25 protein-coding genes are annotated in these 24,959 nt (G+C 68.9%); 16 read left to right on the top strand and 9 right to left on the bottom strand.

Features of this window, described 5'->3' with window-relative positions; translation table 11 throughout:
- Positions 1 to 164 precede the first annotated feature (164 nt).
- Entirely contained in the window at positions 165 to 1,010 is an 846-nt protein-coding gene (locus LG278_RS02875) for a hypothetical protein (protein ID WP_404390746.1), read from the top strand.
- Between the two features lie 43 nt (positions 1,011 to 1,053).
- Here LG278_RS02875 and LG278_RS02870 read toward each other — a convergent pair whose 3' ends face one another.
- Positions 1,054 to 2,055, bottom strand: a complete 1,002-nt coding sequence (locus LG278_RS02870; protein WP_404390744.1) for a LacI family DNA-binding transcriptional regulator — start codon at positions 2,053 to 2,055, stop codon at positions 1,054 to 1,056.
- 160 nt (positions 2,056 to 2,215) lie between these two features.
- Here LG278_RS02870 and LG278_RS02865 point away from each other — a divergent pair, with 160 nt between their 5' ends.
- Positions 2,216 to 3,397, top strand: a complete 1,182-nt coding sequence (locus LG278_RS02865) for a Gfo/Idh/MocA family protein (RefSeq protein ID WP_404390742.1) — start codon at positions 2,216 to 2,218, stop codon at positions 3,395 to 3,397.
- Positions 3,398 to 3,434: 37 nt separating this feature from the next.
- Entirely contained in the window at positions 3,435 to 4,421 is a 987-nt protein-coding gene (locus tag LG278_RS02860) for a sugar phosphate isomerase/epimerase family protein (protein ID WP_404390740.1), read from the top strand.
- Positions 4,422 to 4,464: 43 nt separating this feature from the next.
- Here the strand turns inward: LG278_RS02860 and LG278_RS02855 are convergent, their stop codons facing one another.
- Positions 4,465 to 5,469, bottom strand: coding sequence for a serine hydrolase domain-containing protein (locus LG278_RS02855; protein ID WP_404390738.1), 1,005 nt, complete (start codon positions 5,467 to 5,469; stop codon positions 4,465 to 4,467).
- 101 nt (positions 5,470 to 5,570) lie between these two features.
- On the opposite strand from LG278_RS02855, the gene LG278_RS02850 reads away from it, so the two are divergent.
- A complete protein-coding gene (locus LG278_RS02850) occupies positions 5,571 to 5,999 on the top strand; it encodes a VOC family protein (RefSeq protein WP_404390737.1) in 429 nt (142 codons plus the stop codon).
- A gap of 17 nt (positions 6,000 to 6,016) precedes the next feature.
- Here LG278_RS02850 and LG278_RS02845 read toward each other — a convergent pair whose 3' ends face one another.
- A complete protein-coding gene (locus tag LG278_RS02845) occupies positions 6,017 to 6,364 on the bottom strand; it encodes a LysM peptidoglycan-binding domain-containing protein (protein WP_404390735.1) in 348 nt (115 codons plus the stop codon).
- 209 nt (positions 6,365 to 6,573) lie between these two features.
- On the opposite strand from LG278_RS02845, the gene LG278_RS02840 reads away from it, so the two are divergent.
- From LG278_RS02840 to LG278_RS02830, 3 genes are all read left to right on the top strand, one after another.
- Positions 6,574 to 6,876: a hypothetical protein gene (locus LG278_RS02840; protein ID WP_404390733.1), complete on the top strand. Its 303-nt coding sequence runs from the start codon at positions 6,574 to 6,576 to the stop codon at positions 6,874 to 6,876.
- Between the two features lie 11 nt (positions 6,877 to 6,887).
- Positions 6,888 to 7,277 (top strand): DUF5655 domain-containing protein, encoded by a 390-nt coding sequence (locus tag LG278_RS02835; RefSeq protein WP_404393518.1) that lies wholly within the window; start codon positions 6,888 to 6,890, stop codon positions 7,275 to 7,277.
- Between the two features lie 379 nt (positions 7,278 to 7,656).
- On the top strand, positions 7,657 to 8,052 hold the full coding sequence (locus tag LG278_RS02830; RefSeq protein ID WP_404390731.1) for a CHRD domain-containing protein: 396 nt from the start codon (positions 7,657 to 7,659) through the stop codon (positions 8,050 to 8,052).
- Between the two features lie 267 nt (positions 8,053 to 8,319).
- Here LG278_RS02830 and LG278_RS02825 read toward each other — a convergent pair whose 3' ends face one another.
- Positions 8,320 to 8,805: a DUF6326 family protein gene (locus LG278_RS02825; RefSeq protein ID WP_404390729.1), complete on the bottom strand. Its 486-nt coding sequence runs from the start codon at positions 8,803 to 8,805 to the stop codon at positions 8,320 to 8,322.
- Between the two features lie 362 nt (positions 8,806 to 9,167).
- Between LG278_RS02825 and LG278_RS02820 the strand changes: the two genes are divergently transcribed.
- Complete coding sequence (locus LG278_RS02820; RefSeq protein WP_404390727.1) at positions 9,168 to 9,626, top strand: NUDIX domain-containing protein; 459 nt, start codon at positions 9,168 to 9,170, stop codon at positions 9,624 to 9,626.
- A 208-nt stretch (positions 9,627 to 9,834) separates the two neighbouring features.
- Here the strand turns inward: LG278_RS02820 and LG278_RS02815 are convergent, their stop codons facing one another.
- The gene (locus LG278_RS02815) at positions 9,835 to 10,563 is read right to left on the bottom strand and encodes an alpha/beta fold hydrolase (RefSeq protein WP_404390725.1); all 729 of its coding nucleotides are present in this window, start codon (positions 10,561 to 10,563) and stop codon (positions 9,835 to 9,837) included.
- A gap of 260 nt (positions 10,564 to 10,823) precedes the next feature.
- Here LG278_RS02815 and LG278_RS02810 point away from each other — a divergent pair, with 260 nt between their 5' ends.
- The 6 genes from LG278_RS02810 (at position 10,824) to LG278_RS02785 (ending at position 17,006) form a co-directional block, all read left to right on the top strand.
- Complete coding sequence (locus LG278_RS02810; protein ID WP_404390723.1) at positions 10,824 to 11,186, top strand: hypothetical protein; 363 nt, start codon at positions 10,824 to 10,826, stop codon at positions 11,184 to 11,186.
- A 185-nt stretch (positions 11,187 to 11,371) separates the two neighbouring features.
- Entirely contained in the window at positions 11,372 to 11,878 is a 507-nt protein-coding gene (locus LG278_RS02805) for a GNAT family N-acetyltransferase (protein WP_404390721.1), read from the top strand.
- A gap of 37 nt (positions 11,879 to 11,915) precedes the next feature.
- Positions 11,916 to 12,140: a hypothetical protein gene (locus tag LG278_RS02800; protein ID WP_404390719.1), complete on the top strand. Its 225-nt coding sequence runs from the start codon at positions 11,916 to 11,918 to the stop codon at positions 12,138 to 12,140.
- A gap of 123 nt (positions 12,141 to 12,263) precedes the next feature.
- Positions 12,264 to 12,674, top strand: coding sequence for an MmcQ/YjbR family DNA-binding protein (locus tag LG278_RS02795; protein ID WP_404390717.1), 411 nt, complete (start codon positions 12,264 to 12,266; stop codon positions 12,672 to 12,674).
- Positions 12,675 to 12,883: 209 nt separating this feature from the next.
- The gene (locus tag LG278_RS02790; RefSeq protein WP_404390715.1) at positions 12,884 to 16,465 is read left to right on the top strand and encodes a caspase family protein; all 3,582 of its coding nucleotides are present in this window, start codon (positions 12,884 to 12,886) and stop codon (positions 16,463 to 16,465) included.
- 115 nt (positions 16,466 to 16,580) lie between these two features.
- Positions 16,581 to 17,006 carry a Crp/Fnr family transcriptional regulator gene (locus LG278_RS02785; protein WP_404390713.1) on the top strand — a complete coding sequence of 142 codons (426 nt, stop codon included), beginning with the start codon at positions 16,581 to 16,583 and terminating at the stop codon, positions 17,004 to 17,006.
- Positions 17,007 to 17,055: 49 nt separating this feature from the next.
- On the opposite strand, the gene LG278_RS02780 is transcribed toward LG278_RS02785, so the two are convergent.
- Both LG278_RS02780 and LG278_RS02775 read right to left on the bottom strand, forming a co-directional pair.
- Complete coding sequence (locus LG278_RS02780; protein WP_404390711.1) at positions 17,056 to 19,710, bottom strand: ATP-binding protein; 2,655 nt, start codon at positions 19,708 to 19,710, stop codon at positions 17,056 to 17,058.
- A gap of 42 nt (positions 19,711 to 19,752) precedes the next feature.
- A complete protein-coding gene (locus LG278_RS02775) occupies positions 19,753 to 20,181 on the bottom strand; it encodes a nitroreductase/quinone reductase family protein (RefSeq protein ID WP_404390709.1) in 429 nt (142 codons plus the stop codon).
- Positions 20,182 to 20,479: 298 nt separating this feature from the next.
- Between LG278_RS02775 and LG278_RS02770 the strand changes: the two genes are divergently transcribed.
- Together LG278_RS02770 and LG278_RS02765 are read left to right on the top strand one after the other, a co-directional pair.
- Positions 20,480 to 21,985 carry a caspase domain-containing protein gene (locus LG278_RS02770; protein ID WP_404390707.1) on the top strand — a complete coding sequence of 502 codons (1,506 nt, stop codon included), beginning with the start codon at positions 20,480 to 20,482 and terminating at the stop codon, positions 21,983 to 21,985.
- Positions 21,986 to 22,074: 89 nt separating this feature from the next.
- The gene (locus LG278_RS02765) at positions 22,075 to 22,479 is read left to right on the top strand and encodes a hypothetical protein (RefSeq protein WP_404390705.1); all 405 of its coding nucleotides are present in this window, start codon (positions 22,075 to 22,077) and stop codon (positions 22,477 to 22,479) included.
- A 98-nt stretch (positions 22,480 to 22,577) separates the two neighbouring features.
- Here the strand turns inward: LG278_RS02765 and LG278_RS02760 are convergent, their stop codons facing one another.
- Together LG278_RS02760 and LG278_RS02755 are read right to left on the bottom strand one after the other, a co-directional pair.
- Entirely contained in the window at positions 22,578 to 24,071 is a 1,494-nt protein-coding gene (locus tag LG278_RS02760; protein ID WP_404390703.1) for a sensor histidine kinase, read from the bottom strand.
- A gap of 112 nt (positions 24,072 to 24,183) precedes the next feature.
- The gene (locus LG278_RS02755; RefSeq protein ID WP_404390701.1) at positions 24,184 to 24,822 is read right to left on the bottom strand and encodes a DUF4203 domain-containing protein; all 639 of its coding nucleotides are present in this window, start codon (positions 24,820 to 24,822) and stop codon (positions 24,184 to 24,186) included.
- Between the last annotated feature and the right edge of the window lie 137 nt (positions 24,823 to 24,959).

Below are 24,959 nucleotides of genomic sequence, written 5' to 3'. Positions count from 1 at the left end.
GCCAGCGCCGTGTAAATCACAGCCGCATTCCCATTCTGAGGCACCTATCAAGAAGGCTTTCACGGCGCTAAACTCAGCTCCTCGGCCTCGGTCGTCCGTTCAGAATGCGTCGTCGAAGGAGAAGCACGATAACAACATCACCTTCCGCCTCGGCGACGGGAAACGTGGGGCGAGACCTGGGCATCAACGCAGGCGGCGCCGTCTTGGGCGGCGGGGTGCTTGCCCTTCTGGGCCAGCCGCTTCACTACAGCGTGCCGGTCGGGCTCCTCATCGTCTGCTGCGGTGGCCTGTACTCGCTGCACAAGCGTCTACACCTGCGGCCGGTGCGTATCGTCGTGCTTGCCCTACTCGGACTTGCCACCGTGATTGGGGCGTTTCTACTCCTGCGCCCGTCTGAGTCACTGGAACGTGCCCAAGCACAGTCGGAGAGCATCTGCTCGGATGGAATGTGGACACGGACGCCCACTTGCTATGAGTCGGCCGTCACATACCTCGCAGACCACATCGACCAATACGCACCCGATCAATGGCATTCATGGGATGACTTGCGCCAGAGCGCGAATGTCCCGCTGCGAGACTTCGCACGCCAGGGGCCCTACCTCTCGACGTTGGACGTAGCGTCGGTGGGAGAAGTTCTGGCAACGCAGGAGCTCGGGGGGCAGACCGTCCTCCTTCAGCTTCGCGCACTCACAGCGCCCCAGCTGGCAAGCATCGACACCGGCGAGGCCGAGCTCGCATTCGGCCAGGGCTTCGCGGATTCATTGGTAGCGACGCGCGAAAAGAACACCTTGGAGATGGTCTACTGCAACGCAACGGTCAGACCGTTCTTCACCGCACAACCCGGTGAGATCCTGGCTTTCAAAGGCGTGCTGCTCGCCAACGGCCTGACCCGTGACATCGTGACGCAGCGGGATGTTCAGATGTCGTACGTGCAGTGCTCTGCGGTGGAGCACATGCCGGCAGCCAAGCTCGGCCCTCCGAATCCATCTGTTTCGCCGCCGTCCTCATGAACCCTGCCAGTTGGGTTAAGCGTGCGCCTCAGCCGAGGGGTCTTCAGCCAGCTTGAAACGGTGGCGCGGCCGTCGTGCCGCGGACGACGAGGTGCGGCTCGAGCACGACGTCGGCCGGCTCGGTGCGGTGGCCCTCCAGCCGCTCGACGGCAGCGGCGACAGCGGCCTCCGCCATCGCCTGCGGCGCCTGGCTCACCGTGGTGAGGTCGACGGTGGCGAGGCGGGCCACGGGACTGTCGTCATAGCCGACGACCGACACGTCACCGGGCACGTCGCGGCCGTCGCGGCGGAGCCGGTCGAGCAGGCCGAGGGCGCAGCGGTCGTTGAAGGCGATCACGGCCGTGGCCGGGTCGTCGCGAAGGTGCGTCGCGGCGGCAGCCCCCGCGGCCTCGGTGTCGCCGCCCGCGAGCGTGCGCGGCTCGAACATGCCGGGGAGTCGCCTCATCGCCGCGCGATAGCCCTGACGGCGCAGCGTCGTGATGGCGCCGCGCGGTCCGTCGACGAAGGTGATCGCCCGGTGCCCGAGACCGGCCAGGTGCTCGACGGCGAGCCCGACGCCCACGTCGTCGGCCGCTCGCACGACGTCGACGCCGGGTGAGGTGAGACGACGACCGATCGCCACGACAGCCTGCCGCTCCCCCAGCTCCGCGAGCTCGGCCGCGGTCATCGAGGGCCCGAGCAGCAGCAGCCCCTCGCAGCGGAAGTCGAGCAGCGACTCGACCGCGCGCCGCTCGCCGCGCGTGCGCGTCAGGGGGCTGACGACGACGTCGTAGCCGCGCGCATCGGCGGCTGCCTGGATCTCCTCGAGCAGCTCCGCGTGGAAGGGGTTGCTGACATCCATGGTCACGCCGAGCAGCTGGGTGCGGTGCCTCGCCAGCAGGCTCGCGGCCGCGTCGGGGCGATAGCCGATCGCGCGGGCGGCGTCGAGCACGGCCTCACGCGTCGCGGCTCCGGGCCCGGGCTTGCCGCGCAGCACGAGCGAGGCCGAGGCGGTCGAGACACCAGCGCGAGCGGCGACGTCCTCGAGACGCGGGCGGGGCGGCATACGAGCTCCTTGCTGGCGTGGGTGGGGGCTGGCACGAGTTTGTCAGGACAAAGTGTTGACACGTCGGCAGGCGTGTCTGCACACTGATCTCACCACATCTTAAAGCGCTTTAAGAGCGCAGGAGCCGCCGCTCCGCCTGTGATGTTCAGAGAGGCACATCATGACCACTTCACCGATCGGCGTCGCCGTCATCGGCGCCGGCATGGCCGGCCGCGCGCACTGTGCCGGATACCGCACGGCCCCAACGCTTTTCGACCCACCGCTGCCACCCATCCGGTATGCCGCCGTGATCGACGCGAACGAGGGCGTTGCCAAGCACGCCGCCGAGCGCTACGGCTACGAGCGCTACGGCACCGACTGGCGTGAGCTGCTCGAGGCGGACGACGTGCAGGTCGTCAGCGTCGTCGTCGCCAACCACCTCCATCGCGAGATCGTCGAGGCGCTGCTCGCCGCCGGCAAGCACGTGCTGTGCGAGAAGCCCCTCGCGGCGAGCCTCGAGGACGCGACCGCCATGGTCGCCGCCGCCGAGGCGCACCCCGACCTCGTGAGCGGCGTCGGCTTCGTCTATCGTCGCCAGCCGGCCGTCGCCGCTATCCGTGACCTGCTGACCAGCGAGCTCGGCGAGGTGTCGCACTTCAACGGCCGATACTGGTGCGACTACGCGCGCAGCTCCGAGACGCCGATGGCCTGGCGCTACAAGGGCGGCCCCGGCACGGGCGCGCTCGCCGACATCGGCAGCCACCTCATCGACCTGGCCGAGTTCGTCTGTGGCCGCATGACATCGGTCAGCGGCGGCGCCTTCACGACGAAGGTCAAGGAGCGGGCCGTGCCGCTCGGCACGACCTACGGCCACGCCAAGGCGCAGCTGAGCGACGTGCGCGAGCCGGTCGAGAACGACGACGTCGCGACCTTCACCGCGCACTTCGAGTCCGGCGCCGTCGGCACCTTCTCGATCTCGCGCATCGCACCGGGTCACGCCAACTCGCTCGCCTTCGACCTCATGGCCGAGAACGGCGCCGCGAAGTGGGACATGGACCGGCCCGCGGAGTTCTCCGTCATCCGCCAGCTGCGCGGCGACGGCTTTGACGGCTACAACCAGGTGCTCGCCGGCCCTGACCACCCCTACGTCAAGGGCGGGCTGCCGATGGACTTCCCCGGCTGCTCCTACGGCGTCGGCGACCTCTTCGGCTACCAGGCCCGCGCGTTCCTCGAGCAGGTCGCCGGCATCGAGGGCGGCCTGCCCAAGGTCGCACCCTTCGGCGACGGCCTGCGTGACCTCACCATCATCGACGCCGTCGCCCGCTCGGCCGCCGCCGGTGGCGCGACCGTCTCGGTCAGCTGAATCCCCCACCACCCCAACACTTCCCGGAAGGACCACCATGCTCATCGGCGCCTACAACGCCTGCCTCGGCGACAAGCCCCTCGGCGAGGCCCTCGACATGATCGCGAGCCTCGGGCTCACCAGTGCCGAGATCAACTCGGGTGGCTTCCTGCCCCCCATCCACCTGCCGGTCGACGACCTCCGCGCGAGCGAGGGTGCCCGCCAGGACTACCTCGGCGAGTTCAGCTCACGCGGCCTCACCCTGACGGCGCTCAACTGCAACGGCAACCCGCTGCACCCGGCCGCCGGCTTCCCCCACTCGCAGGACCTCATCGACTCGATCGAGCTCGCGTCGCTGCTCGGCGTCAAGCGCGTCATCACGATGTCGGGGACGCCGGGCGGCGAGCCGGGCACGTTTGTGCCCGTGTGGAACCCGCTGCCGTGGTGGAGCCCCTTCCTCGACGTGCAGGACCACCAGTGGAGCGTCGCCGTGCCCTACTGGAAGGACATCGAGGCCCGTGCCGCGGCCGCCGACGTCAAGGTCGCCATCGAGATGCACCCCGGCAACATTGTCTTCAACCCGCGCACGATGCACCGCCTCGTGGAGGAGACCAACGCGACGCACATCGGTGCCGAGATGGACCCGAGCCACCTCTTCTGGCAGGGGATCGACCCGGTGCTGGCGGTCGCCGACCTGGGCGAGCTCGTCTACATCGCGGCCGCCAAGGACACCCGCATCAACGAGGCCGCCAAGGTCAATGGCGTCATCGACGACAGCTTCTATCGCGTCGCCGAGGGCGAGCCGGGCTACCTCCCGCTCGGTGGTGGCTCGACCCTCAGTGGCTGGCCGAAGAACCCCTCGTGGGACTTCGTCGCCGTAGGGCGCGGGCACGACACGGCCTACTGGACCGAGTTCCTGCGGGCCTTGCACAAGGTCGACCCCGACATGCCCGTCAACATCGAGCACGAGGACCAGGAGCTCGACCAGATGGAGGGTCTGCGCTTCGCCGCCAACACCCTCCTCGAGGCCGAGAAGGCGCTCTGACCCGTGGCGGACGGGGGCTGGCCGGCCGGGTCCTAGGGCACCGTCACCCCAGGAGGTGGTCCTCGAGGAAGCCCGCGACGGGCCAGGCGCCTTCGGTGGTGTTGGAGACGACGGTGAAGGTCAGCCCGGCAGCTCGGTCGTGGAGGCTGCGGAACGACACCCCGGCGTCGTAGCCCTCCAGCAGCACGGCGTCCCCGCCCTGGTGGAGCCAGAACCCGAGACCGTAGCGGCGGTGCTCGGCGGGCACGTCGCTGCGCGGCCGCACCATCTCCTCGACCCAGGGCGGGGCGACGATGCGCCCGTGGAAGAGGGCGTGCCAGAGACGGTGCACGTCGGCGACCGTCGCGTAGACACCGCCGTCCCCCGTGCCGCATACCGGGAGGTGGAGCACGTTGGTGCGTAGACCGTCAGCCGCGAGGTAGCCGCGAGCGGCGCGGGCCGGCAGCTCGTCCGACCGGAGGAAGGCCGTGTCGCGCATACTCGCCGGCCTGCAGACGCGCTGACCGACGAGTTCGTGGAAGGACGAGCCGGTGACGCGCTCCGTCAGGATCGCGAGGATGACGTAACCGCTGTTGTTGTAGGCGAAGGTCTCGCCGGGGGCGGACTTCGCCGGCCGCCCGGACAGCGCCGTGAGGTAGCCCTCGGTGGTCGCCAGCTCGTGGAGCGGCACGGTCATGACGTAGTCGGTGGCCTCGAAGCCGCCGTCCTCGTCGACGTAGTCGCCGATGCCCGACCGGTGCGCGAGGAGGTGCTCGACGGTGGCCTCGTCGTCGATCTCGGGCAGGTCGTCACCCAGGAGCGAGCGGGCCGTGGTGTCCAGCATGAGCCGGCCCTCGTTGATCAGGCTCATCACCGTGAGGGCGGTGAGTCCCTTGGTCGCGCTGGCGAGGCCGAACTGCGTCTCGAGGGTGTTGGGGACGCCGAACCCGCGCTCCGCGAGCCCGAATGCCCTTGCGAACTGAGGACGGTCGCGACGGTCAACACGGACCACGCCGTCGAAGCCGTGCTCCTGGGCGACTCGAGCGACCTCGTCGGGCAGCTGGTCCACCCTGCAAACGTAGCCCCGCAGCCCACCTCACAGCCACGGAAATGCTGGACGGTGCAGCGCAGCCCGGCGTAGCGTCACCGGCAAGGCCAAAGGGAGGCGTCATGGCGAACCTCGTCGTCCACTTCGAGATCCACGCGTCCGAGCCGCAACGGCTCATCGACTTCTATGGCGAGCTGCTGGGGTGGGGCTTCACCCGGTTCGGCGACGCGCCCTACTGGGTCATCGACACCGGCGAGGGTGCGATCGGCGTCGACTCCCCCGGCCAGGGCATCAACGGCGGGCTCACCCAGCGGGAGGGCCCGGCTCCCGAGCGCGGCGCTCCGATCAACGGGTGCAACTTCGTCGTCGGCGTCGAGGGCGATGTCGACGGTCTCTTCCAGACGGCACTGGACCTCGGCGCCACCGAGGCAGTCGCCCTCGAGGACATGGAGGGCGTCGGTCGGGGCGGCTATCTCCTCGACCCGGACGGCAACATCTTCGGGCTCATGTCGCCGGCGCTGTCGGACGGCACCGTGGCGATGGGCGGCTGAGGCAGCCCGGGAGGGCGTCAGCCGCGAGCGACGCCCTGGGCGGGGATGGTCAGCTTCTGACCCACGTGGATGAGATTCACGTCCTCGAGCTTGTTGACCGCGGCGATGTCGACCCAGCGCTTGCCGAAGCGCTCAGCGATCTCCGAGACGGTGTCGCCCTTGACCACGACGTAGGTCATGTCGACCCCGGGGTCGGCCAGGTTGATGGTGTCGCCAATCTGGATCAGGTCGGGGTTGCTGATGGCGTTCCACCGCAGCAAGTCCTTGAGTGTGACCCCGTGCTTCTGCGCAATCGCGCCAAGGGTGTCGCCAGCCACCACCACGTGGGTGCCCGTGGCGGGGAGCGGAACGGCGGGGTTGGACATGAGCACTCCTGACGTCGGGACCGGCTGCGGAAAGGGGTCCGCGCGGTGCTGGGCCCGAGTCCTGACGACGAGACTGCCACGGGTTGCTGCCGTTCGTGAGGCAATGGCGCCACGCGCGTCATCCGGGCGAGCCATCGAGGTATGCCGTGTGGCGCGGAGGCTCTTGCATGCCACCTTCACGCCCGGCTCGTCCGGAGTAGCGTCCGATTGTGGACACCGCGCGCGCGACCGAGCTGCTGGCCGCGGGGAGCAGCACCTTCTCCGTGCCGGGAGCTCAACTGGGCCTGCTGCGCGGCGGCGAACGATTCGTGGCATGCGCCGGGAGACAGATGGTCGACAACGTCTCACCGGTGCGTCGCGAGACGACATTGCCTGCGGGCTCGATCGCCGCGCTTCGCCGGGAGGACGGGGATGCGTTCGTCGTGGAGGGAGACCCTCCCGGCGGGATGACCATCGCCTTCGACGACGACCTGCTCTGCGCGGGGCCCTTCGCCGTGCCGCGCAACGGTTAGACGTGGCTGCAATGGACCGTGGCGCGGAGGGCGGGAGGGCGGAGCACTCGCCTGAGGAGCTCTTCCATGGCCACCCCGAGGGGCTCGCTGTCTACGGTGCGGTCGAGCGCGCCATCCACGCGATCGGCGACGCTGCGGTCGCAGTGACCAAGAGCCAGATCGCGTTCCGCCGCCGAAGGGGCTTCGCCTTCGTCTGGCGTCCTGGGCAGTACGTGCAGAGCGACGTGCCCGCGGTGCTGTCCATCGCGCTGCCCTACGAGATCGCGTCAGTGAGGTTCAAAGCCGTCGCGCACCCGTCGCGGCGGGTGTGGATGCACCACCTCGAGCTGAGCGCCCCGGATCAGGTCGACGACGAGGTATGCGAGTGGTTGCGGGAGGCTTACGAGCTGGCGGACCCGTGAACTGCCCTCTCATGAGCGACTGCTCGGCCGGCTGACCGCGCTGGCAGGGCCTCCTCAGGGCGTGCCAGCGTGGGCAGGACCCCGGTGCGGCGTCGTCGTCATGATGGCGAAGGTGGCGCCCGCTGTCGTAGAACCCGCTGCGCACCTGCACCCTTTCGCCGCAAGTCGACGACCGGGCCATTGACACCACACCCAGGACCGGTCGACCATCACAAGGAGGTCGGCGCTCATCCCGAACCCCGGCAGGACACCACGGGAGGTCGTTGTGAGAACAAAGCGTCACGTTGCGGTAATCGTCCTGGCCCTGACGAGTCTCGGGCTCGTCGGTCCCGCCCACGCAACTACCACGCACACCGCACGACTCAGCGCCGCCCAAGAGGTGCCGACGAATGAAAGCAAGGCCCGAGGGCAAGCCGTCTTCCAACTGTCCGCCGACGGCACCGAACTCAACTACCGGCTCATCGTCGCCAACATCGACAACGTCACCGCGTCACACATCCATCTCGCGCCCGAGGGCGTCAACGGGCCCGTCGTCGCCTTCCTCTACGGGAACGCACCCGCCGGCAGCGGCTCGGCCAACGGCGTACTGGCGACCGGCACGATCACCGCTACCGACCTGATCGGACCGCTCGCCGGCACGGAACTCACGGCTCTGATCACGGCCATCGAGGCAGGGAACGCCTACGTCAACGTGCACACTAACGACGGCGTAGCCCCGGCGAACACGGGGCCGGGCGACTTCCCAGGTGGCGAGATCCGCGGTCAGATCAGCTAGTCCGAGCGTGACTGGTCTGCGCCACACGCGACAGAGCAGTTCCCGCCACATCAGTGATGTAGCCGTGCCCTGAAGATGCCGCATGGCCGCACAGGCTGCACGCCGCCCGAGCCTCAATCGGGTGGTGATCCGTCATACCGCTAAATGGCGAGGTGCGTCACTCGGCCTCCGACGTGCCATAGGAGTTCGGGGTTCCTGCTTCCACGACTGCCGCCGTCTCCTGTATGAGCCTCGACGTCTCTTGAGGCTCAGCACCGGGTGTTCGGGCTACTCGCGCACCTGCAGCGGAGAGTGCGCTCGGGTGCTGGCCTGGGACTGGTCTGCTGGTGCGGTAACAGCGTCGGTTGCCTTCGGCCACGTCCACGCGTAGTAGGCGATGCCCGCGATCAGGACGACCTCGACCGCGCTGCCGAGGATGTAGTAGTTCCACTCGCCGATAGCGCCCCCCGCGACCGTGAGGGCGTAGAGGACTGCCAAGACGAGGTTCGACATCCGTGTGACCCTCACCGGCAGGACGAGGCTGAGGAACACCATCAGGCTGGGAACCAGGACGTAGATGATCATGCCCAGCAAGACGCCTTGTCCGATGGTGAAGGCGAAGATCTTGCCGGCTTCGATGTCGGCACGTACATCGGCACGGAACAGGCTGAACAAGTCCACGTAGACGAAGATGAACAGCATGGAGGCCCATAGTGCGGCGGTCTTGACGCGCGGGTTGATCCAGTAGTCCTGGTATCGGGTGGGGGTGGACATGATGGCCTCCCAAAGGCTGTTCGGAGCGGCGGTTCCGATGCCGGGACACGGGGGATCTCTCCCGCTTCCAGTTCAAGCCTTCTCTGTCAGTCCACGCATTGGGAGGGCCGTAAGTCCCGCCGTGAGCGTGGTGTTCCTCTCCGGTTGGATACTCCGCGACCAGGGGATCTTGGCGGCCCACCGGTCACGCGACACAGGACGGTGACGTCCGCGCTCTTGCCGCGATGAGCCCGTCGACGATCCGCGTCGCACCACCGCCTGCCAGGCGCGTGCGTCTCGCCCACATGCCGAGAGTCGGGCGCACCGCGGCCCCCCACCACGAGATGCGAACGGGTATCGCAACGGTGTGGCAAGTTGTGAGCATGGAAGTCGAGGTCGGCGACAATCTGCCCGTCTTGGTGGCCGCTGGTGTTCTTGTTCGCTGCGGTGATCAGGTCCTCCTTCAACAGCGCGGCGACGATGGCTCTTGGGGCCTGCCAGGCGGTGGCCTGAACCCCGGCGAGACTCTGGAACAAGCGGCCCGACGAGAGTTGCTGGAAGAGACTGGACTTGAGGCAGGGCCGCTAGTCCTGCTCGATGTGTACTCCGGACCGGAGTTCGTAGTGTCCTACCCAGACGGCTTCTCTGCTTACGTCGTGGGCGCTACCTACGAGGCGACCGAGACGACGGGCGCTCTCACAGCGGACGGCATCGAGACGCTCGCACTGAGGTGGTTCGACGTTGACGACCGCGCTGTCCCAGTCAATCGCTACAACCGGCAGCTCCTTCAACGGGTCGGGCTGCAGCTTGGCTCCCTCGACCAGATCGACAGCGCTAATTGAGACACCCGGACCGCCCGACTCTGACGCGATGAGAGCGCGCTGACAACCTGCGTCACGCCGCCGCCTGCCGACCTACCTGAGCGAGAGGGCGGTGACGGCCTTCCCGCTGGTGAGCGGACGTGTGCCATTGGCGAGTGGGCTGGGGCTGCGACGACGGCATCGGCCGGATCGCCTTGGTCAGGGACGCCAGAGAGACACGGGGAACGACTTAGCAGGCCTCGCCCAAGCGGGTCATCCGCAGCAAGTAGTCGGCCACCAGCCGCGGCTTCACGAGGGGCAGCAGGTGCCCACCCGGAAGCACGTCGGCCTCGACGCCGAGCCGCTCACGAGCCACACGGCGCTGCAGGCCGACCGGGAAGAAGCGATCGTCAGCGCCCGCCAGGACGCGGATCGTGATTGCCGGCCACGCCGTGAAGTCACACACCGACTCGAAGACGGCGTCGGCCTCCGCGCGCTGATACGACTCGCCCTCGGCCGTGACATCGGCGTCGACGTCGTATAGAAAGTAGGTCGTCACATCGAAGGGACCGTAGCCACCCGCTTGGGCTGCCGCTTCCTGGGCTTCGACTGCACCGGTGTGGGCCCACCAGTCGCGTGCCCTCTCACCAGGATCAGGGATCATCGCGTTGACCAGCACCAACTCGCGCACGGGCACCCGCTCGCACACCATGGGCGCGGTGAAGCCTCCGAGCGACCCTGCAACGAGCACGACCTCGGAGCGTGAACCGATCGCGTCTACCACCAGCTCGGTGTAGCGAGGCAGCCCGGCGGCTTCGTCGTCGCCGGGCAGATCGACCGCGATCGCTTCGTGGCCGGCCTCGAGCAGGAGCCTGGTGACTCGACTCCAGACCCACGCCGACCCACCGGCGCCCGGGATGAGAACGAAGGTAGCCACACGTGACTGTAGCCAGACCTCGTCACCGGGTTCCGGACCCACACCGGGAGCACGCTCCGAGGGTCCCGAACCGACCAGGCTCCGGGGTGTGCCTTTGCGGTGCGCGTCAGAAGGTGGTGGCTGGTTGGCCTGAGCCGTGCGAGCAGGGACGCGTCGAGCGACATGAGAGAGGGAATGGGCGGCTCGACTCACGAGTGCTCGTCGCTCTCGTCCAACGCGACCAGAGAAGGCAGTCCTCAGCGCACTTCCTTGTGCGCCATCCGGGCTGGTCAGACCTCGACCCCGGGTGCCACGCTGGTGCCATGCCCGGCGAGCAGGCTTTGACACCGCGACAGGCAGAGCGCGACGCGGTGCTCGCCTGCGCCGTCGCCACGGTGTGCAGCCTGGCCTTCCTGGCGTTCGTTGCAGTGCCGATCCACGGGGACCGGGTGGAAGTCCCTGCCGCGCTCGAAGGCCTATGGTCGCTGGGGTTCCTGGTCGGCGCCTTCCTCGCTCCGGTGGCCGCTGGGCTGGCGGCATTCGTCAGTGGCTCGGTGCTTCGGGTTCGCAGATCGACCCTGACGGTGCGGGCCCGGCGTTTGCATTGGAGCACCATCGCGTTGTCGACGGTGCTGCTCGTCGCGTACGTCGGAAGCTCGAGCGCTCTGCGGACCTGGTTGGACTGAGTAGCCGCCAGGACGGAGCGCAGCCTGGGTCGCCTCACGCATGTTCATGCCGCGATGAGTACGTCGACGAGGTGCGTCACACCTCCCGCGATACGGTCCCCTCGGCATCCATCCGGTGCGGAACTGGGGATACTGTTCTTCACTGTCGGAGCGACGCATCTCGTGAGTCACCGGTGAGGATGTGAGTGGCCGTGTCGACAGATTTTGAGGTGGTGGTGCCGCACCTCGCTGACGCTGAGGAACTGGCCGCCGTCCACGTTCAGGCGTGGCGGGAAGCCTACAGAGAGCTGCTCCCAGAGCACTTCTACGATGACGCCGCACGCGAGAGTCGGCAGGTGATGTGGTCGGGTCTGCTCTCAGAGGAGGCTGCCGCGGAGCGGTTCCGAGTCGCCCGGCGCAAAGGCCGAATCGTGGGGTTTGTCGCGCACGGTCCGGCCGCCGACCACCAAGGGCACCCGCCGGAGCGCGATGAGCAGCTGTACGCGCTCTACGTGCTGTCCACCTGTTACGGCCACGGTGTCGGTCAAGCTCTCCTTGACCAGGCTCTCAGCCAGCGGCCCGCCCAACTGTGGGTGGCCAAGGAGAACGCGCGGGCTCGACGGTTCTACGAGAAGAACGGATTCACGTCCGACGGGACCGAGCAGGTCGATCCACATCTCGACGGGCTGGTTGAGATACGCATGGTGCGATAGGCCGACCCATCGGTCACCTCCGCGCCATCATGGCCTCATGGACTTCCCGCAGATTTGGCCGCTCCTGAGCAACTCCAGTCGCTCGTGGCTCGTGGAGCACAACGGGGAGCCCCTCCCGGACGACCTCATCACGGAGATCCTCCGCATCACCGGAGGCGAACGGAACGCGCAGTGGTGGACGGGCCCCTCTGCGGAGGGCGAGACACAGCTGACCGACGACGCGGTCGACTGGATCGAGACCGTCGCCAACGACGAGGTCTGATCCACCCCCGGGCCATCCAGGCGCCGGCCGCGCGGCCACAAGGCCGCCGCGTTCCTGCCGGGACCGCGCTGCTCAGCCGAGCATTCCTGCGACCACCGTCGCATGCGCTGGCAGACTCGGGGCATGTCAAGGCCGCCGCGGATCGAGCCCTCCGGCGACGTCGTCGCGCGGATCGCATCCACTGCCCTGGCATTGCCGGACGCGTACGAGGAGGACGCTTGGACCGGAGTGCGGTGGAGGGTCCGGAACAAGACCTTCGCCCACGTCCTGGTCGCCCAAGAGGGTTACACCTCGGCGTACCGCGACCTGACCGGGGTGACCGAACCAACCACGGTGCTGACCTTCCGGTCGTCCGGAGACGAGCTGTTGGCTCTGGCCAACGCCGGGCCGCCGTTCTACCAGCCGCCGTGGTCGCCCACCGTCGTCGGCATGGTGCTCGACGACGACACCGGCTGGGACGAGGTCGCCGAGCTGGTGACCGAGAGCTACCGGTTCTGCGCACCCCAGAAGCTGAGGCACCGACTGGACCAATGACTATGTGCAGTCTTCTCGTTCGAAAACCGTGCCCAGTGGGTCGTTCGTCGGGATGGCGCCGCTGGTCCAACGGCCGACGCCATCGGTACGCCGCGCAGCGCCGGCCTCACCTCGCCGGCGAGCGCCATCGGATACATGAGCGAAAGTCGGACGACTGCGGGAACCGCGCTTTCCGCACGTAACGCCCCGCACGCCGGGACACTGGGTGCGTGGGCGATGACCAACGGGGGCTGCGCAGGGCCCGGCCGGTCGCGGTGCAGTTGCCGCCCGCGGGCTCACGATGGGCCGTGGTCATCGGCGTGTCCGAATATCACGACCCACGTCTCAACCTGCGCTATGCAGCCCAGGACGCCGAAGATCTGGCAGCCCTGATCAAGACGCCTAACGGTGGTGCCTTTCCCGACGAGAACGTGCTGCTCCTGACGGACCGCCGTGCGACATCCAGAGAGGTCACCCGCGCGCTGAGGAGCTTCCTCACGCGTCCCGCCACGGAGGACCTCGTTCTGATCTATCTGGCCTGCCACGGTGGGCCCGACCCGCGCCGCCCGACCGGACCGTTGTATCTGCTGACCCACGACACGGAGTACGCGGACATCGCCGGCACGGCCGTCCCCATGGACGAGATCGACGGCGCCCTGCGGGGCTCGCTCCTGTCCGAGCGGGTCGTCGTCATCGCGGACACCTGCCACAGCGGCGACCTGGGCGGCGCCGGACGACGATCCGTCGCCAGCGCCGAGGCGACCAACAGGTATCTGAACCGGCTCGCGGACTCGAAGCCAGGAGTGGCGCTGCTCACGTCCTGCGAGTCCGCGGAATCCTCACAGGAGGACGGTCGGTGGGGCGGCGGCCACGGGGTCTTCACCTGGCATCTGCTCGAGGGCATGCGCGGTGCCGCCGATGGGTTCGGGGGACGAGAACGCGACGGCATCGTGAGCGTGGGCGAGTTGTTCGAGTACGTCCGCGAACGCGTCCGGGCTGACACGGAGGGTCAGCAGCATCCCAGCGTCGGCGCGTCGCCATTCGACCGCAACCTCCCCATGGCCGTCACCGGTGACCTCGACACGCAGCGGCATCTCTCGCTGGCCCGCCACCTCATCGAGCTGGGCTGGCTCACCGATGACCCAGCGGCCTTCGCCTGCGCCGCGCGCGAGACAGCGGTGGCCGACGGCCTGGCGGCCCTGACGGGGACGCCCCTACCCGCCGGCAAGGGGCTGCTGGCCGAGGCTCTCCTCGCGACCGGACGGGCGGCCGAGGCCGTCGTGGCTCTCGGCCCGCAGGCCGCCCCGGGAGAGTCTCCTGCCAACGACCTGATTCGAGGTGTGGCCCTCGCTCAGAGCGGAGCTCCCGATGCGGCGGCAGTCGCTTTGAGGCGGTATGCCGCGGGGTCGCCCGGGAACGAGGAGGCGCGGTGGGCGGGTGATTACGCCGCTGCCCTCGAGAAAGTGAGCACGGGCACCAGCCATGCACTGCTCATCGGGGCAGGGACCGTGGCCTCGCTGCCCGACTCGGCAAACCTGCGGGGTCCCAGCAACGACGTGGCGGCCCTGGCCGACCACCTGGTCAACAGGCTCGGCTTCCCGTCGTCCAACGTCATGACGCTGACAGACCGCTATGCATCACGCGCGGAGATCGTGACCGGGCTGAACCGGCTTGCCGAGAGGTCCGCTCCGGGCGACACCGTCGTCGTCTCCTTCAGCGGCCACGCCACGTCGGCCAGAACCGATCCAGGTGACGCCTACTTCATCACGTACGACACCCACGCGGTGGAGGGCGCCTGGCGGGACGGCATCAGCGGCGAGGAACTGGCCAAGCTCATCGCACGCATCGCCGGAGCGACCCGCCTGCTGATCCTCGACTGTCAGGTGACCCCCGCATTCGGGGAACGGATGAACGGACAGGCTGACTGGGTCACCCTCACGTCCACCGCCAACGTCAGCGACGTGTCCTTCGGCGACGTCATGTACGGCGCCATCACCAGGTCCCTGCTCGACAACTGGCCGCTGCACCCCGGGGTGACGGTCCGGGACTTCACCAAGCACGCCCGTCAGTGGCTCCGAGAGCGCGACTTCGACACCGCCCTCGTGGCCCTGGGCGCCAATGCGGCACTCACCCCCGCGCCTCCGGTCGGCGCGCCGCGGCTGTGGTGGCTCGCGCGAGACCGCTCGACATCGGACGCGAAGGCGCACGAGCTCGAGGTCGCGGGTCCGGCGGTGACGGCATACGGGCACGGCAAGTGGGCGCAGGCCCGGCAGGATCTCAGGGCCGGAGCACCCGGCGAGGCACTGAGGTCGATCGACGCGGCGCGGCGGCAACTGGGAAGCTCCATCGCCGCCTTGGAGATCGACCGAGCCCGCGCGCTCCTCGCACTGGGCCGAGTCGCCGACACGGCAGCGTCGCTCTCCGAGAACCCGGCCCTGCCGTCGAAGTGGCCCGAGGGCTTCGCACAGGCCGCCGCCGCTGTGGCCGAACTCGCGGCCTGTCGCGCGCGCGCCCTCGTGGTCGGCATCGACGAGTACGGCGACCCGGCAGTCCCCGCTCCCTCGGGCGCCCGTGCCGACGCGGAGTCCTTCGCCGCGACGCTCGCGCGCTGTGGCCTCGTCGCGGCAGACGACATCGTGCTCCTGCTCGACGCGGATGCGACTCGAGAGCGCATCCTTGCCGAGTTCGGCGCGCTGGCTGAGCACGGCGCCGACCAGCTCGCCGTCTTCCACTTCGCCGGTGTCGGCTCCTGGGCGGCCTCCGGACCGACGCTGCTCACCGCCGACGCCGGAACCGTACCCGGGTCGAGCCCGAGCGCCTGGATCGCGCTGGCCGAGCTCGCAACCCGTGCGGCGAGCTCGCCGAACCTCGTCGCCATCATCGACGCCGGCAGCCCGGCTGCTCCCCCGCCGACCCGAGACGCCGATGGCCGATTCGCGCCGCCGGCACCAGGCTCGCGCACCGCCAACCCGTCCGCTGAGTACTACCCCGACAGTCTGCTCACCTCCGCAGGGGACGATCCGGTCGTCGGGGCGGTCACCGTGCTCGCGAAGGCCCCCCGACGGTCCAAGAACTCCTCCCTCGAGCTGCAGGCCACACCACACGGTCCTCCGCGCGGACGACTGACGACCGGTGTGGAGAACGCACTCGAGCAGCAGCATCACGTGCGCCACCCCCGCGAACCGATGACGTACCAAGGGATCATCCAGAGAACCGGACTGCGAGGACGCGCCTCCGTCGCCGGGCCGGCAGCTGCCGAACCGTCGTTCCGGCACCGCACGGCAACAGCGTCCGCCGACTCGGCGCTGCGCGAGCTCGAGCTTCGGCCAGCGCGCGCCACCCTCACGATCGCCACGGAACTGATGACCGAAGCCGAGGCCCGATCCGAGTCCGAGCCCCGCGCATACCTCGAAGCCGGGCTCGCGCACGACGCGCTCGGCGACCACGCCTCGGCGCTTCCGCTGCTTCGCGCCGCTCGGAACCTGTCGGATACCGGGTCCGGCTCGACCGGGCGTGCCCCGACGACCGACCCGATGGCCGACGAGTGGCGTGCCTGGGCGTGCTACCACCTGGGCCGGATCCTCTACCAACAGGGCGGCGACCTCAACGAGTCAGTCGCCGCCTTGCGGGCTGCGCATCAGGCAAGTCCGGACGAGGCACGCACGTCCTTCCATCTGGCCCAGGCGATCAAGGCACTGATCGACCGCGAGTCACTGCGCGAGGTCGGCGACCACCTCCGCCGCTACCTCGAGCTGGGGGCGCCTCTCGGCGAGGTAGACCACGTGCGAAAGATCCTCGGCTCCATCCGGTGAGCCGCTCGCTTCACCTCGTCAGGTGCGCGACCTTCATCGAAAGCCGTTCAGCGCCCCCTCGAGAGGGCTACCGTCCGTAGGAAGGGCCCGTGTCGGGCCCGGTTTGGAGGCGAGCATGACGCTGAAGGACTCTCTGTGCGCTGTCGAGCTCTTCTGCGAGTTGCCTGACGAACTGATCGAAGAGGTGATCGCGCGCGGCTCCACGGTCAAGGTCGGCCCCGGCGTCCCGGTCGTCAAGCAGGGAGACCGCGCCGCCGGCATGGTGATGCTGATCGACGGCTCGGCTGACGTCGATGTCGACGGTCGTGCCGTCGGTTCACTGTCGAGGGGTGACTACTTCGGCGAGATGTCTCTGATCGACGGGTCGGACCGCACGGCCACCGTCACGAGCGGGCCTGAGGGCATGAGTGCGTTTCGGCTCTCACCGGCCGCGTTCACCAACCTCATCGATCAGCACCCGCGCACTGCCCTGCTGCTCCTCAAGGGCCTGGTCTCACGGGTGCGCAGTCTCGAGGCACAGGCGGGCGGCACGGCCGGTTGACGCCATCGAGGTGCAGGCGAGCCGACGTCCTTACCAACGCAAACGTCAATCACGTTCTGCCGTGTCGGCCAGCGTCGCCCGTGCCGGCGAGGGCTGCCTCGGCCAAGGCGTCCGTGGTGGTGAGTCGTTCACCTTCTGCGGCAGCGGCGGCCCACCGCTGGGACCCCAGCGCAGTCCTGGCTGTGGCTAGCGAGGTCTCGCGGAGCCACTCCTCCTCCGCATCCGCATCGAGGACATCACCCGCGCGTTTCAATGCGGCCCAGTACGCGCCCGCCAGCCTCGCTGCCCGGGCGTGATCGTGCAGAAGTGCGCAGACATGCGCACCCGCACACAGGACGTTGAGCATCCACAAGGGTTGCTCCACGGCGGGCGCAGCACGCACCATGTCGACGAGCCGATCCGTGGCCTCGGCGACGCGATCCAGGTAAGCGAGGCACATGACGGACCATGCCTCCGCCACAATGAAACCCAGCTCGTTGCCAGCATTCCCGGCGACCGTCCGCGCTCTCGTCAGGACGGCCAGGGCCTTCGAGTAGTCACCTCGTTCGAGCTCCAGAAAAGTCTCCGCCTGGAGCGCACCCCAGAGGCGGTTCCAGTCGCGATGGGCTGAGGCCAGCGTGGCGGACTCGCGGGCCAACTGGTCGGCTCGATCGAACTCGTGGGCATCGGTGGCCTGCCGGGCCAGTGCGGCCAGAGCCTCTGACTCGAGTCTCGGATCGCCCAGGGCGCAACTGATCGCAACCGCCTCCTCGAGTGCAGGGCGACGCTGGTCGTCGGCCGGGCCGAGGAACTCGGATGCGCTGCACAAGAGAGCCGCTCGTTCGGGTGTGGGCTCCCCCGTGTCTACGTCAAGGGCACGCAGCAGCCATGCGCGCCCCTCCGCAAAAGCCCCAATGCCGAACCAGAACGAGCCCAGATGCGCTGCGAGCCGAACCCCGAGTCGGGCGTCCTGCGCAGACCGCGTGGCGGAGGCAGGATCGAGGGCCCACGCGAGGGTGGCGCGCAGGTTGGCTGACTCCATCTGCAGGCGTTGGCGCTTCGCAGGCGTGTCGGGGGTGCCCCTGCTGGACCAGAAGTCCGTGGCCAGGCGGAGGAGGTACTCCGCCTGCCGCCGTCTGGCCCCGTCGGCCTCCCCGCTGCCCTCGAGCAAGGAGCCTGCGAACGCGCGCACGGTCTGGAGCATGTGCACTCTCGGCTCGCCCAGGGCGTCGTCGTCGACGAGAACCAGACTGGCCTCCACCAGCGACTCGACATCGGCGAACACATCCTGAGGATCGTCGACACCGGCCACCGCCGAGCACGCCTCAACCGAGCCGCCCGCGACCAAGACGGCAAGACAACGGAAGGTCGCCTGCTCGCGTGGCGTGAGCAGGTCGTAGCTCCACCCGACGGCCCGGCGAAGCGTCTGCTGCCGAAGGGGCCTGCCTACAAGCGGGTCGACGACATCCAAGGCATCGGTCACCTGTCGGAGCAGCACCCCCGAGGACATGACCCGGCTGCGCCGGGCGACGATCTCTATCGCGAGAGGGAGTCCGTCCAACCGACGGCAGATCTCAGCAACGTCCGACGCGTTCTCATCAGTGAGCGTGAACCCGGCACGGGCCGTTCTCGCGTGTTGGCAGAAGAGCTCAACGGCCGGCGAGGCGTTCAGCGTCTCTGCATCGTCGCCCGCGGGAACGCCCAATGGCGCCACGACGTACTCGCGTTCCCCGCGCACGTGGAGTCGGCGGCGCGATGTGGCGATCACGCCAAGAGAGGGCGCCCCTGCAAGCAGACCGCTCACGGCCTCCGGACCGTCAACGATCTGCTCGAGGTTGTCGAGCACGACAAGGGCCCGTTGTTGTGCCAACCGCTCGAGGAAGCCAGATCTTGTCGTCGGCTCGCCTGGAACACCCAGGGCCTCGATGAGGCCCCGCCACAACCCGTCGGCAGTGGCGACGGTGGCCAACGGCAGAAAGAAGACGCCGTCAGGGAACTCGATCGACACCCTGGCTGCCAGTGCAACCGCAAGCCGCGTCTTGCCCACACCTCCCGGCCCGGTCAGCGTCAGACACGTCAAGGGCTCCGAGATCAGGGCAGCCAACGCCTCCAGGTCGGCATCCCGCCCCAGCAGCGGCCCGGCGTCAACGGGCAGCGAGGCCCTCGCCCCGAGGGTCTTCAGCGGGGGGAACTGCGACTTCTGCCCGGGAACGCTCAGCTGGTAGAGGTGAACAGGATCCGGGAACCCCCGCAACCGATGCCAACCGAGGTCGGTGCCGCGACCGCGCACCTCGGGTAGAGGCGCGACCGGCTCGAACGACGCTCTGGTGAGGACGATCTGGCCACCGTGCGCCGCGGCCGACACACGGGCGGCCAGATCCACGTCGGCCCCGACGAACCCGTCCCCGTGAGGCATCGGATTGCCGGTGTGCACCCCCATCCGCACACGTACCGGTCGGCGCGCAGGCCATTCTTGGGTCGCCAGCTCACGCTGGGCCTGCAGGCACGCGTGCACGGCGGCTGACGGATCGTCGAAGACGACGAAGAAGCTATCGCCCTCGGTTCCCATCTCCTTGCCCTCGTATGCCGTCCACGCCCGACGAAGAACCCGGCGATGCAGCTCGAGAGCCTCCACGTACCGCTCGCGAAGGCTCAGCAGCAACTGCGTCGAACTCTCGATGTCGGTGAAGACCATCGACACCGATCCACCCGACGCTGCGGCCATGTTTCGATGATCCCCTCGGCCACCGGGCATCGCCAGCGCGACTCACGCCGTCGGAGTCAGCTTCGCGACCGCGATCTTGCGACCCGACTTCGCCTCGTACGGGGCGAAGGAGGGGTAGGTCGCGACGATGACGTCCTTCCACGCCGCTTCGGTCTCGGCACCCGCCAGCACCTCGACCGACACCGTGCTTCGCTCGCGACCGACCTCGATGGTCGCTCTCGACGCCGCGCGCAGGTTGCGCACCCACTGCGGTTCCTTCGGCTGGCCACCGGCGGTCGCCGCGAGGTAGTACGCGCCGTCGCGCTCGACGTATGCCACTGGCACCGTGTGCAGCATCCCGGACTTGCGTCCCGCCACGGTGAGCAGGAGCACGCTGCTGCCGCCCTTGGCCCTGCCACCGACCTTCCCGCCGGTCCGCCGGTAGAGCCACACGGCCACGGCGTTGCCAGCCTTCCAGAGCCTCTGTGTCATCGACGCCATGTCATCCTCGCTCCCTCGGTGAGGTGCTCCACAACGAGTCAACCACGGCGTGGGCATGCCATTGGAAGGAACGACTCGCGCTGCCGCTCGTGGCACGAGGTCGCGCCCCTCCCCGCGTCCGACCGCCCGGAGCAAACCCCCCACCGCACGATCCTGGCGAGCGTACGATTTTGAGGAGTTCAGGTGGCGGCCGTCGCCCGTGCCCTCGCAGTCACACCGTCTGACACCGCGCATCATCGGTGGGTCGAGCCCAGGGGATGGCCGCAGCACCTGATCGGCGGAGGCAGCGATGGCCGAGGACAGCACACAGTCGCCGGGCGACGAAACCCGCAGGGCGCTCGTCGTCGCGGTCTCGCGCTATGCGGACCCGACGCTTCGACAGCTGCGCGCCCCGGCCGCTGACGCGGCCGCCCTCGGGACCGTGCTCGGCGACCCGGAGCTCGGCGACTTCCTCGTCACCACCGTCACGGACGGCAGCGCCCACGAGATCCGCATCGCCGTCGAGGAGTTCCTCTCCGGGCAGCAGCCAGGCGACCTGTCGCTGGTCTATCTCTCCTGCCACGGCCTCATGGACGCCCGGCGCCGCCTCTACTTCGCGGCCACTGACACCCTCAATGTCCGGCTCGCCGCCACGGGCATCGAGGCCCGGTGGCTGCTCGACCAGCTCGAGGAGTGCCGAGCACGACGCCAGGTCATAATCCTGGACTGCTGCTTCTCCGGAGCCTTCGCCTTCGGCTCGAAGGGTGACAGCGACCTCGGGCTCGGCGACCGGTTCCTCGGCCAAGGCCGCGGCCGCGTGATCCTCACGGCGTCGCGCGCCACCGAGTACTCGTTCGAGGGAAGCCCGACGCCGCACTCGGCGATGCCCGGCTCGGTGTTCACCAGCGCCCTCGCGACCGGGATCCGCACCGGAGCCGCCGACAGCGACAACGACGGCTGGATCACCGTCGACGACGCGTACGCCTACGCCTTCGGCGAGATGCGCGCGGCCGGCGCCCAACAGACACCGCAGCGATGGCTCTACGGGGCTGAAGGGGGCATCGTCCTGGCCCGCAACCCCACTGCCGGGACGGCAAGCGGTCCGATGCCCCGGACCGGGCCGACCGGTCAGGCGCCACCGCGCAGGCACGACCAAGACACCCGTCACGACAGTCGCGGCGCGCTCCCCGAGGTCCACCCCACGCGGTCCACCCTTCGCGAGCACTGGCGGCGGATCGCCGCAGTGGCCGGAGCCTTGGCCCTCGCCGCCATCGCAGCAGTCTCGGCCTACAACGTCTTCTCCTCCCGGACCTCGGCCTTCAACCACACGGGCAACGTCGTCGAGGCCAGCGGCCCGTGGCGCCTCTACATCTCGAGCGATGCCAGCTCTCCCAACGGCTGCACCGTCGCCATCACCGACCTCGACCACGACACCACGTCAACCGTCCCCCGAGTCGCTGCCTACAACCTGTCGACGTGGCAGATGCAGGCCACGGGACGCTTCCGGCTCGAGCCCAGCCAGACCGGCTGCGAGGTCGACGCCGAAGACGGCGCCGGCGATGGGCTCCTGCCGCTGCACGTCATCCGGGGTGACTCCGAGGCGTTCAACCCGTCGGGCACCGTCACCGTCCACGTCGACGAAGCTGGGTTCGTCACCGAACCATGCCTGTTCGTCCTTCACGACGCCGCCACGGGAACGACCCTGGACTCGGCTCCAGTCACGCGGCAGCAACCGACCCAACAGCTGGACGCCGGTGCCCGCTCCAGCGTCTACCTGTCCAACGTGCCGTGCCCCGTCACGGTCAGCGACACCTGACCGGCGGGGGAGCGCAAAGCCAAAACCATTGATGCCACTGGCGTCCGACGTCAGACTGAGCATCACCAGGAGACGCGGAGGACCCGGACATGGCCGACGAGCAGATGGCACGGATCGTGGTCTCGTCGCGGGGAGGGGACGTCGGCGACGCCGATGACCTCGCCGGGCAACTGCGGCACGAGCTGCACGACACGGGCTTCGACGTGCGACGGCCGACGGCAGATGATGCGCCCCCCGGCAGCAAGGGCGACGCCCTCCCGTGGGCGCAGCTGGCCGTCTCCCTCTCGGGTGGGCTGCCCGCGCTCGTCGCCGCGATCCACGCCTTCACCCAGCGCGACAAGGCACGCACGGTCTCCATCACGCTGGGCAACGACACCCTCGAGCTCACCGGGCCCACGTCGACACAGCAACAACAGGTGGTCGATGCATGGCTGATGCGCCACTCCCCGACGCCCGATCAACCTGCGCCGGGCGCAGGCCCCGGAGCGCCCTGACGCCACTCCCGCAGCCATCGCCAGCCTTCGCGCTGCACCGGGAGTCGCGACCGAGACGCCGCCGTATGCCGTCCTGCGGGCTCGCGCGAGCACGTCGCCTACGCGTCTGGCGTGCTTGCAGACCGGTCGGGTGGAACCGCGGTCGACGGCACGTCGAGGCCGACCGGCAGCTCCACCCGGAAGACCGTTCGACCGGGCCGCGACTCGACCGTGATCCGGCCGTGGTGACGCTCGATGACGTGGTGGCAGGTGACCAGCCCGAGGCCGGCGCCGCGTCCCGGTGGCTTGGTGGTGAAGAAGGGGTCGAAGACGCGGGCCAGGTCGGAGCGCGCGATCCCTGCTCCGTCGTCCTCGATCTCCACGACGACCTGACCATCGTCCAGCGACGTGCGCACCCGGATGGTCCCGTGGCCGGCCACGGCGTCGACGGCGTTGTCGATGAGGTTGGTCCAGACCTGGTTGAGCTCGCTGGCATAGCTGCCGACGCGAGGCAGGTCTGCGGCGTAGGTGCGTTCGACCCGGATGCCGGGCGGCATCCGGTGGCGCAGGAACAGCAGCGTGTCGTCGAGCCCCTGGTGCACGTCGACGTTCTGGACGATCGCCTGGTCGAGGTGCACGTAGGACTTGAGGGCCTGCACGGTCTCGGAGACGCGCGTGGCCCCGTGACCGATCTCGACGAGCAACGAGCGCACCGTGACGGCCGACGCCAGCCAGTGGACGAGCGCCGGCATCCGGAGCGGCCCGAAGTCCGCGGCCAGCCGGCCCAGTCCTTCGGGCCCCATTCCCAGAGCAGCAAGTCCGGGAGCCACCTGCCAGGCGTCGGCGATGCCGCGACGCTCGAGCCACGCCCCCACCTCGTCCTCGAGGTCAGCGCGGCTCAGCGCTCCCGTTCCCGTGCCGGTGCCCACCGGTTGGCGGCCCGCCTGCTCGATCTGCTCCGCCAGGGCCGTCATCGTCGACTGCTGGGCGACGGACGGATCCGAGCGCTCGAGCTCGAGGCGCGCCGCCATCGATCGATCGAGGGACTCGGTCAGCTGCTCGGCTCCGCGGACCACTGCGGCCACGGGGTTGTTGAGCTCGTGGGCGATGCCCGCGGCCAGGGTGCCCAGCTGGGCCATCCGTTCGTTGTGGTGGACGTGGGCCTCGAGGGAGCGCCACCGCCGCGTCAACGTGTGCAGGATGACTCTCGCGGCGCTCGGGCTGGTGTGCAGGAGCGAGACGACCTGCTCATGGTCGAGAGCGAGCAGGTGCGAGTCGCGCGTGGCGCGAACCGTGGCCAGACGCGTCGTCTGCTCGAGCAGTGCCATCTCGCCGATGACCGTCCCGGGCTCATCGTGAGAGTCGATGTGGACCTCATGCCCGTCGACGACCTTGACGATCTCGATCTCGCCCTGATGCAGCACGAACGCGCGGTCGGCGAGGGCGCCCTCGTGGAAGAGCACCGCCCCCGCAGCCAGATCCACCTCCTGCACCATCTGGCACAGCTGCGTCAGGTCGGCGGCGTCGAGGTCGGCAAAGAGGGGCACCATGCGCAGGAACCCCTCGTAGTCACCGGGTCCCTCACCCTGCTTCGGCACGCGATCGCCGCCCACAGGCCGATTATCCAACCGGTCTGACCATCAGGGCGTCAGATCGTCGCGCACCGGGCTTGGGAGGGCGAGGCGGGACAACCCGAAGACACGCTCCGGCCAGCCCTGTCGTGGATCAGCGACTCTCGACGTACCAGGTCTCGTGGACACTGCGGCGCATCGCTTCCCGCTGCCGGGCCTGGGCGATGATCCCGATGAGCGCCAGGGCCAGGAGCGCCAGAGACCAGCCCCAGTTCGCCTGCACCGTGTCGGTGAAGTCGCCTCGCATGAAGTCCTCGGAGTTCAGGGCGCCCACCAGCAGCATCAGACCGGCGACCACGCTGACCGCACCGGCGATCGAGCCGAAGACGGCGAGCACGATCATCGGCATGTTGCTGAGGATCGAGACGAGGCCCAGCAGCGCGCCGATCACCAGGCCCACGAGGACGGCGACCCAGTTCCAGTCGATCCCCAGCGCGACGACGAGGCCCGAGCCGATCGCGAAGCCGATCGCCGCCATGGCGATGATGACCGCCACCGCGTAGTAGAGGTAGGCGAACACCGCGAAGATCAGGGCGAAGACGAACCCGGTGACCCACCCGAGCACCGTGCCGAGGAAGCGCTCGTTGGCGAGCTCCGCGAAGAGCCCTGCCCCAAAAGCGAATCCGGCAAAGAAGCCCCAGATCGGGAGCACGAGCCGCAGCACGAACTGCCCGGCAAAGAGCATGACGCCGCCGGCGAGGATCGCGAAGATGCCCAGAATGATGTCAGCCATGACTGCAATGTAGGACCCACGGTCGGGTGTGCGTGCCGATACGGCCGATCCCGTGCCGTGCGACACAGCACCGGTGCCGGTGCGCCCAGCGATCGTCCCCACCCAGCCCTTGACAAGAATGTTTGTCAAGGTGCACG

The sequence above is a fragment of the Humibacillus xanthopallidus genome, from assembly GCF_044793955.1.
Classification (GTDB): Bacteria; Actinomycetota; Actinomycetes; order Actinomycetales; family Dermatophilaceae; genus Humibacillus; species Humibacillus xanthopallidus_C.
This window is presented reverse-complemented; position numbering and strand designations above follow the sequence as displayed.

What these genes read in the sequence shown, in the direction of transcription:
- LG278_RS02835 (WP_404393518.1), top strand. Translation starts at nt 6,888, where the DNA reads ATGGACCGTGGCGCGGAGGGCGGGAGGGCGGAGCACTCGCCTGAGGAG.
- LG278_RS02770 (WP_404390707.1), top strand. Translation starts at nt 20,480, where the DNA reads ATGGCCGAGGACAGCACACAGTCGCCGGGCGACGAAACCCGCAGGGCG.
- LG278_RS02780 (WP_404390711.1), bottom strand. Translation starts at nt 19,710, where the DNA reads ATGGCCGCAGCGTCGGGTGGATCGGTGTCGATGGTCTTCACCGACATC.
- LG278_RS02800 (WP_404390719.1), top strand. Translation starts at nt 11,916, where the DNA reads ATGGACTTCCCGCAGATTTGGCCGCTCCTGAGCAACTCCAGTCGCTCG.
- LG278_RS02785 (WP_404390713.1), top strand. Translation starts at nt 16,581, where the DNA reads ATGACGCTGAAGGACTCTCTGTGCGCTGTCGAGCTCTTCTGCGAGTTG.
- LG278_RS02820 (WP_404390727.1), top strand. Translation starts at nt 9,168, where the DNA reads ATGGAAGTCGAGGTCGGCGACAATCTGCCCGTCTTGGTGGCCGCTGGT.
- LG278_RS02850 (WP_404390737.1), top strand. Translation starts at nt 5,571, where the DNA reads ATGGCGAACCTCGTCGTCCACTTCGAGATCCACGCGTCCGAGCCGCAA.
- LG278_RS02775 (WP_404390709.1), bottom strand. Translation starts at nt 20,181, where the DNA reads ATGACACAGAGGCTCTGGAAGGCTGGCAACGCCGTGGCCGTGTGGCTC.
- LG278_RS02860 (WP_404390740.1), top strand. Translation starts at nt 3,435, where the DNA reads ATGCTCATCGGCGCCTACAACGCCTGCCTCGGCGACAAGCCCCTCGGC.
- LG278_RS02870 (WP_404390744.1), bottom strand. Translation starts at nt 2,055, where the DNA reads ATGCCGCCCCGCCCGCGTCTCGAGGACGTCGCCGCTCGCGCTGGTGTC.
- LG278_RS02810 (WP_404390723.1), top strand. Translation starts at nt 10,824, where the DNA reads ATGCCCGGCGAGCAGGCTTTGACACCGCGACAGGCAGAGCGCGACGCG.
- LG278_RS02845 (WP_404390735.1), bottom strand. Translation starts at nt 6,364, where the DNA reads ATGTCCAACCCCGCCGTTCCGCTCCCCGCCACGGGCACCCACGTGGTG.
- LG278_RS02795 (WP_404390717.1), top strand. Translation starts at nt 12,264, where the DNA reads ATGTCAAGGCCGCCGCGGATCGAGCCCTCCGGCGACGTCGTCGCGCGG.
- LG278_RS02765 (WP_404390705.1), top strand. Translation starts at nt 22,075, where the DNA reads ATGGCCGACGAGCAGATGGCACGGATCGTGGTCTCGTCGCGGGGAGGG.
- LG278_RS02865 (WP_404390742.1), top strand. Translation starts at nt 2,216, where the DNA reads ATGACCACTTCACCGATCGGCGTCGCCGTCATCGGCGCCGGCATGGCC.
- LG278_RS02755 (WP_404390701.1), bottom strand. Translation starts at nt 24,822, where the DNA reads ATGGCTGACATCATTCTGGGCATCTTCGCGATCCTCGCCGGCGGCGTC.
- LG278_RS02825 (WP_404390729.1), bottom strand. Translation starts at nt 8,805, where the DNA reads ATGTCCACCCCCACCCGATACCAGGACTACTGGATCAACCCGCGCGTC.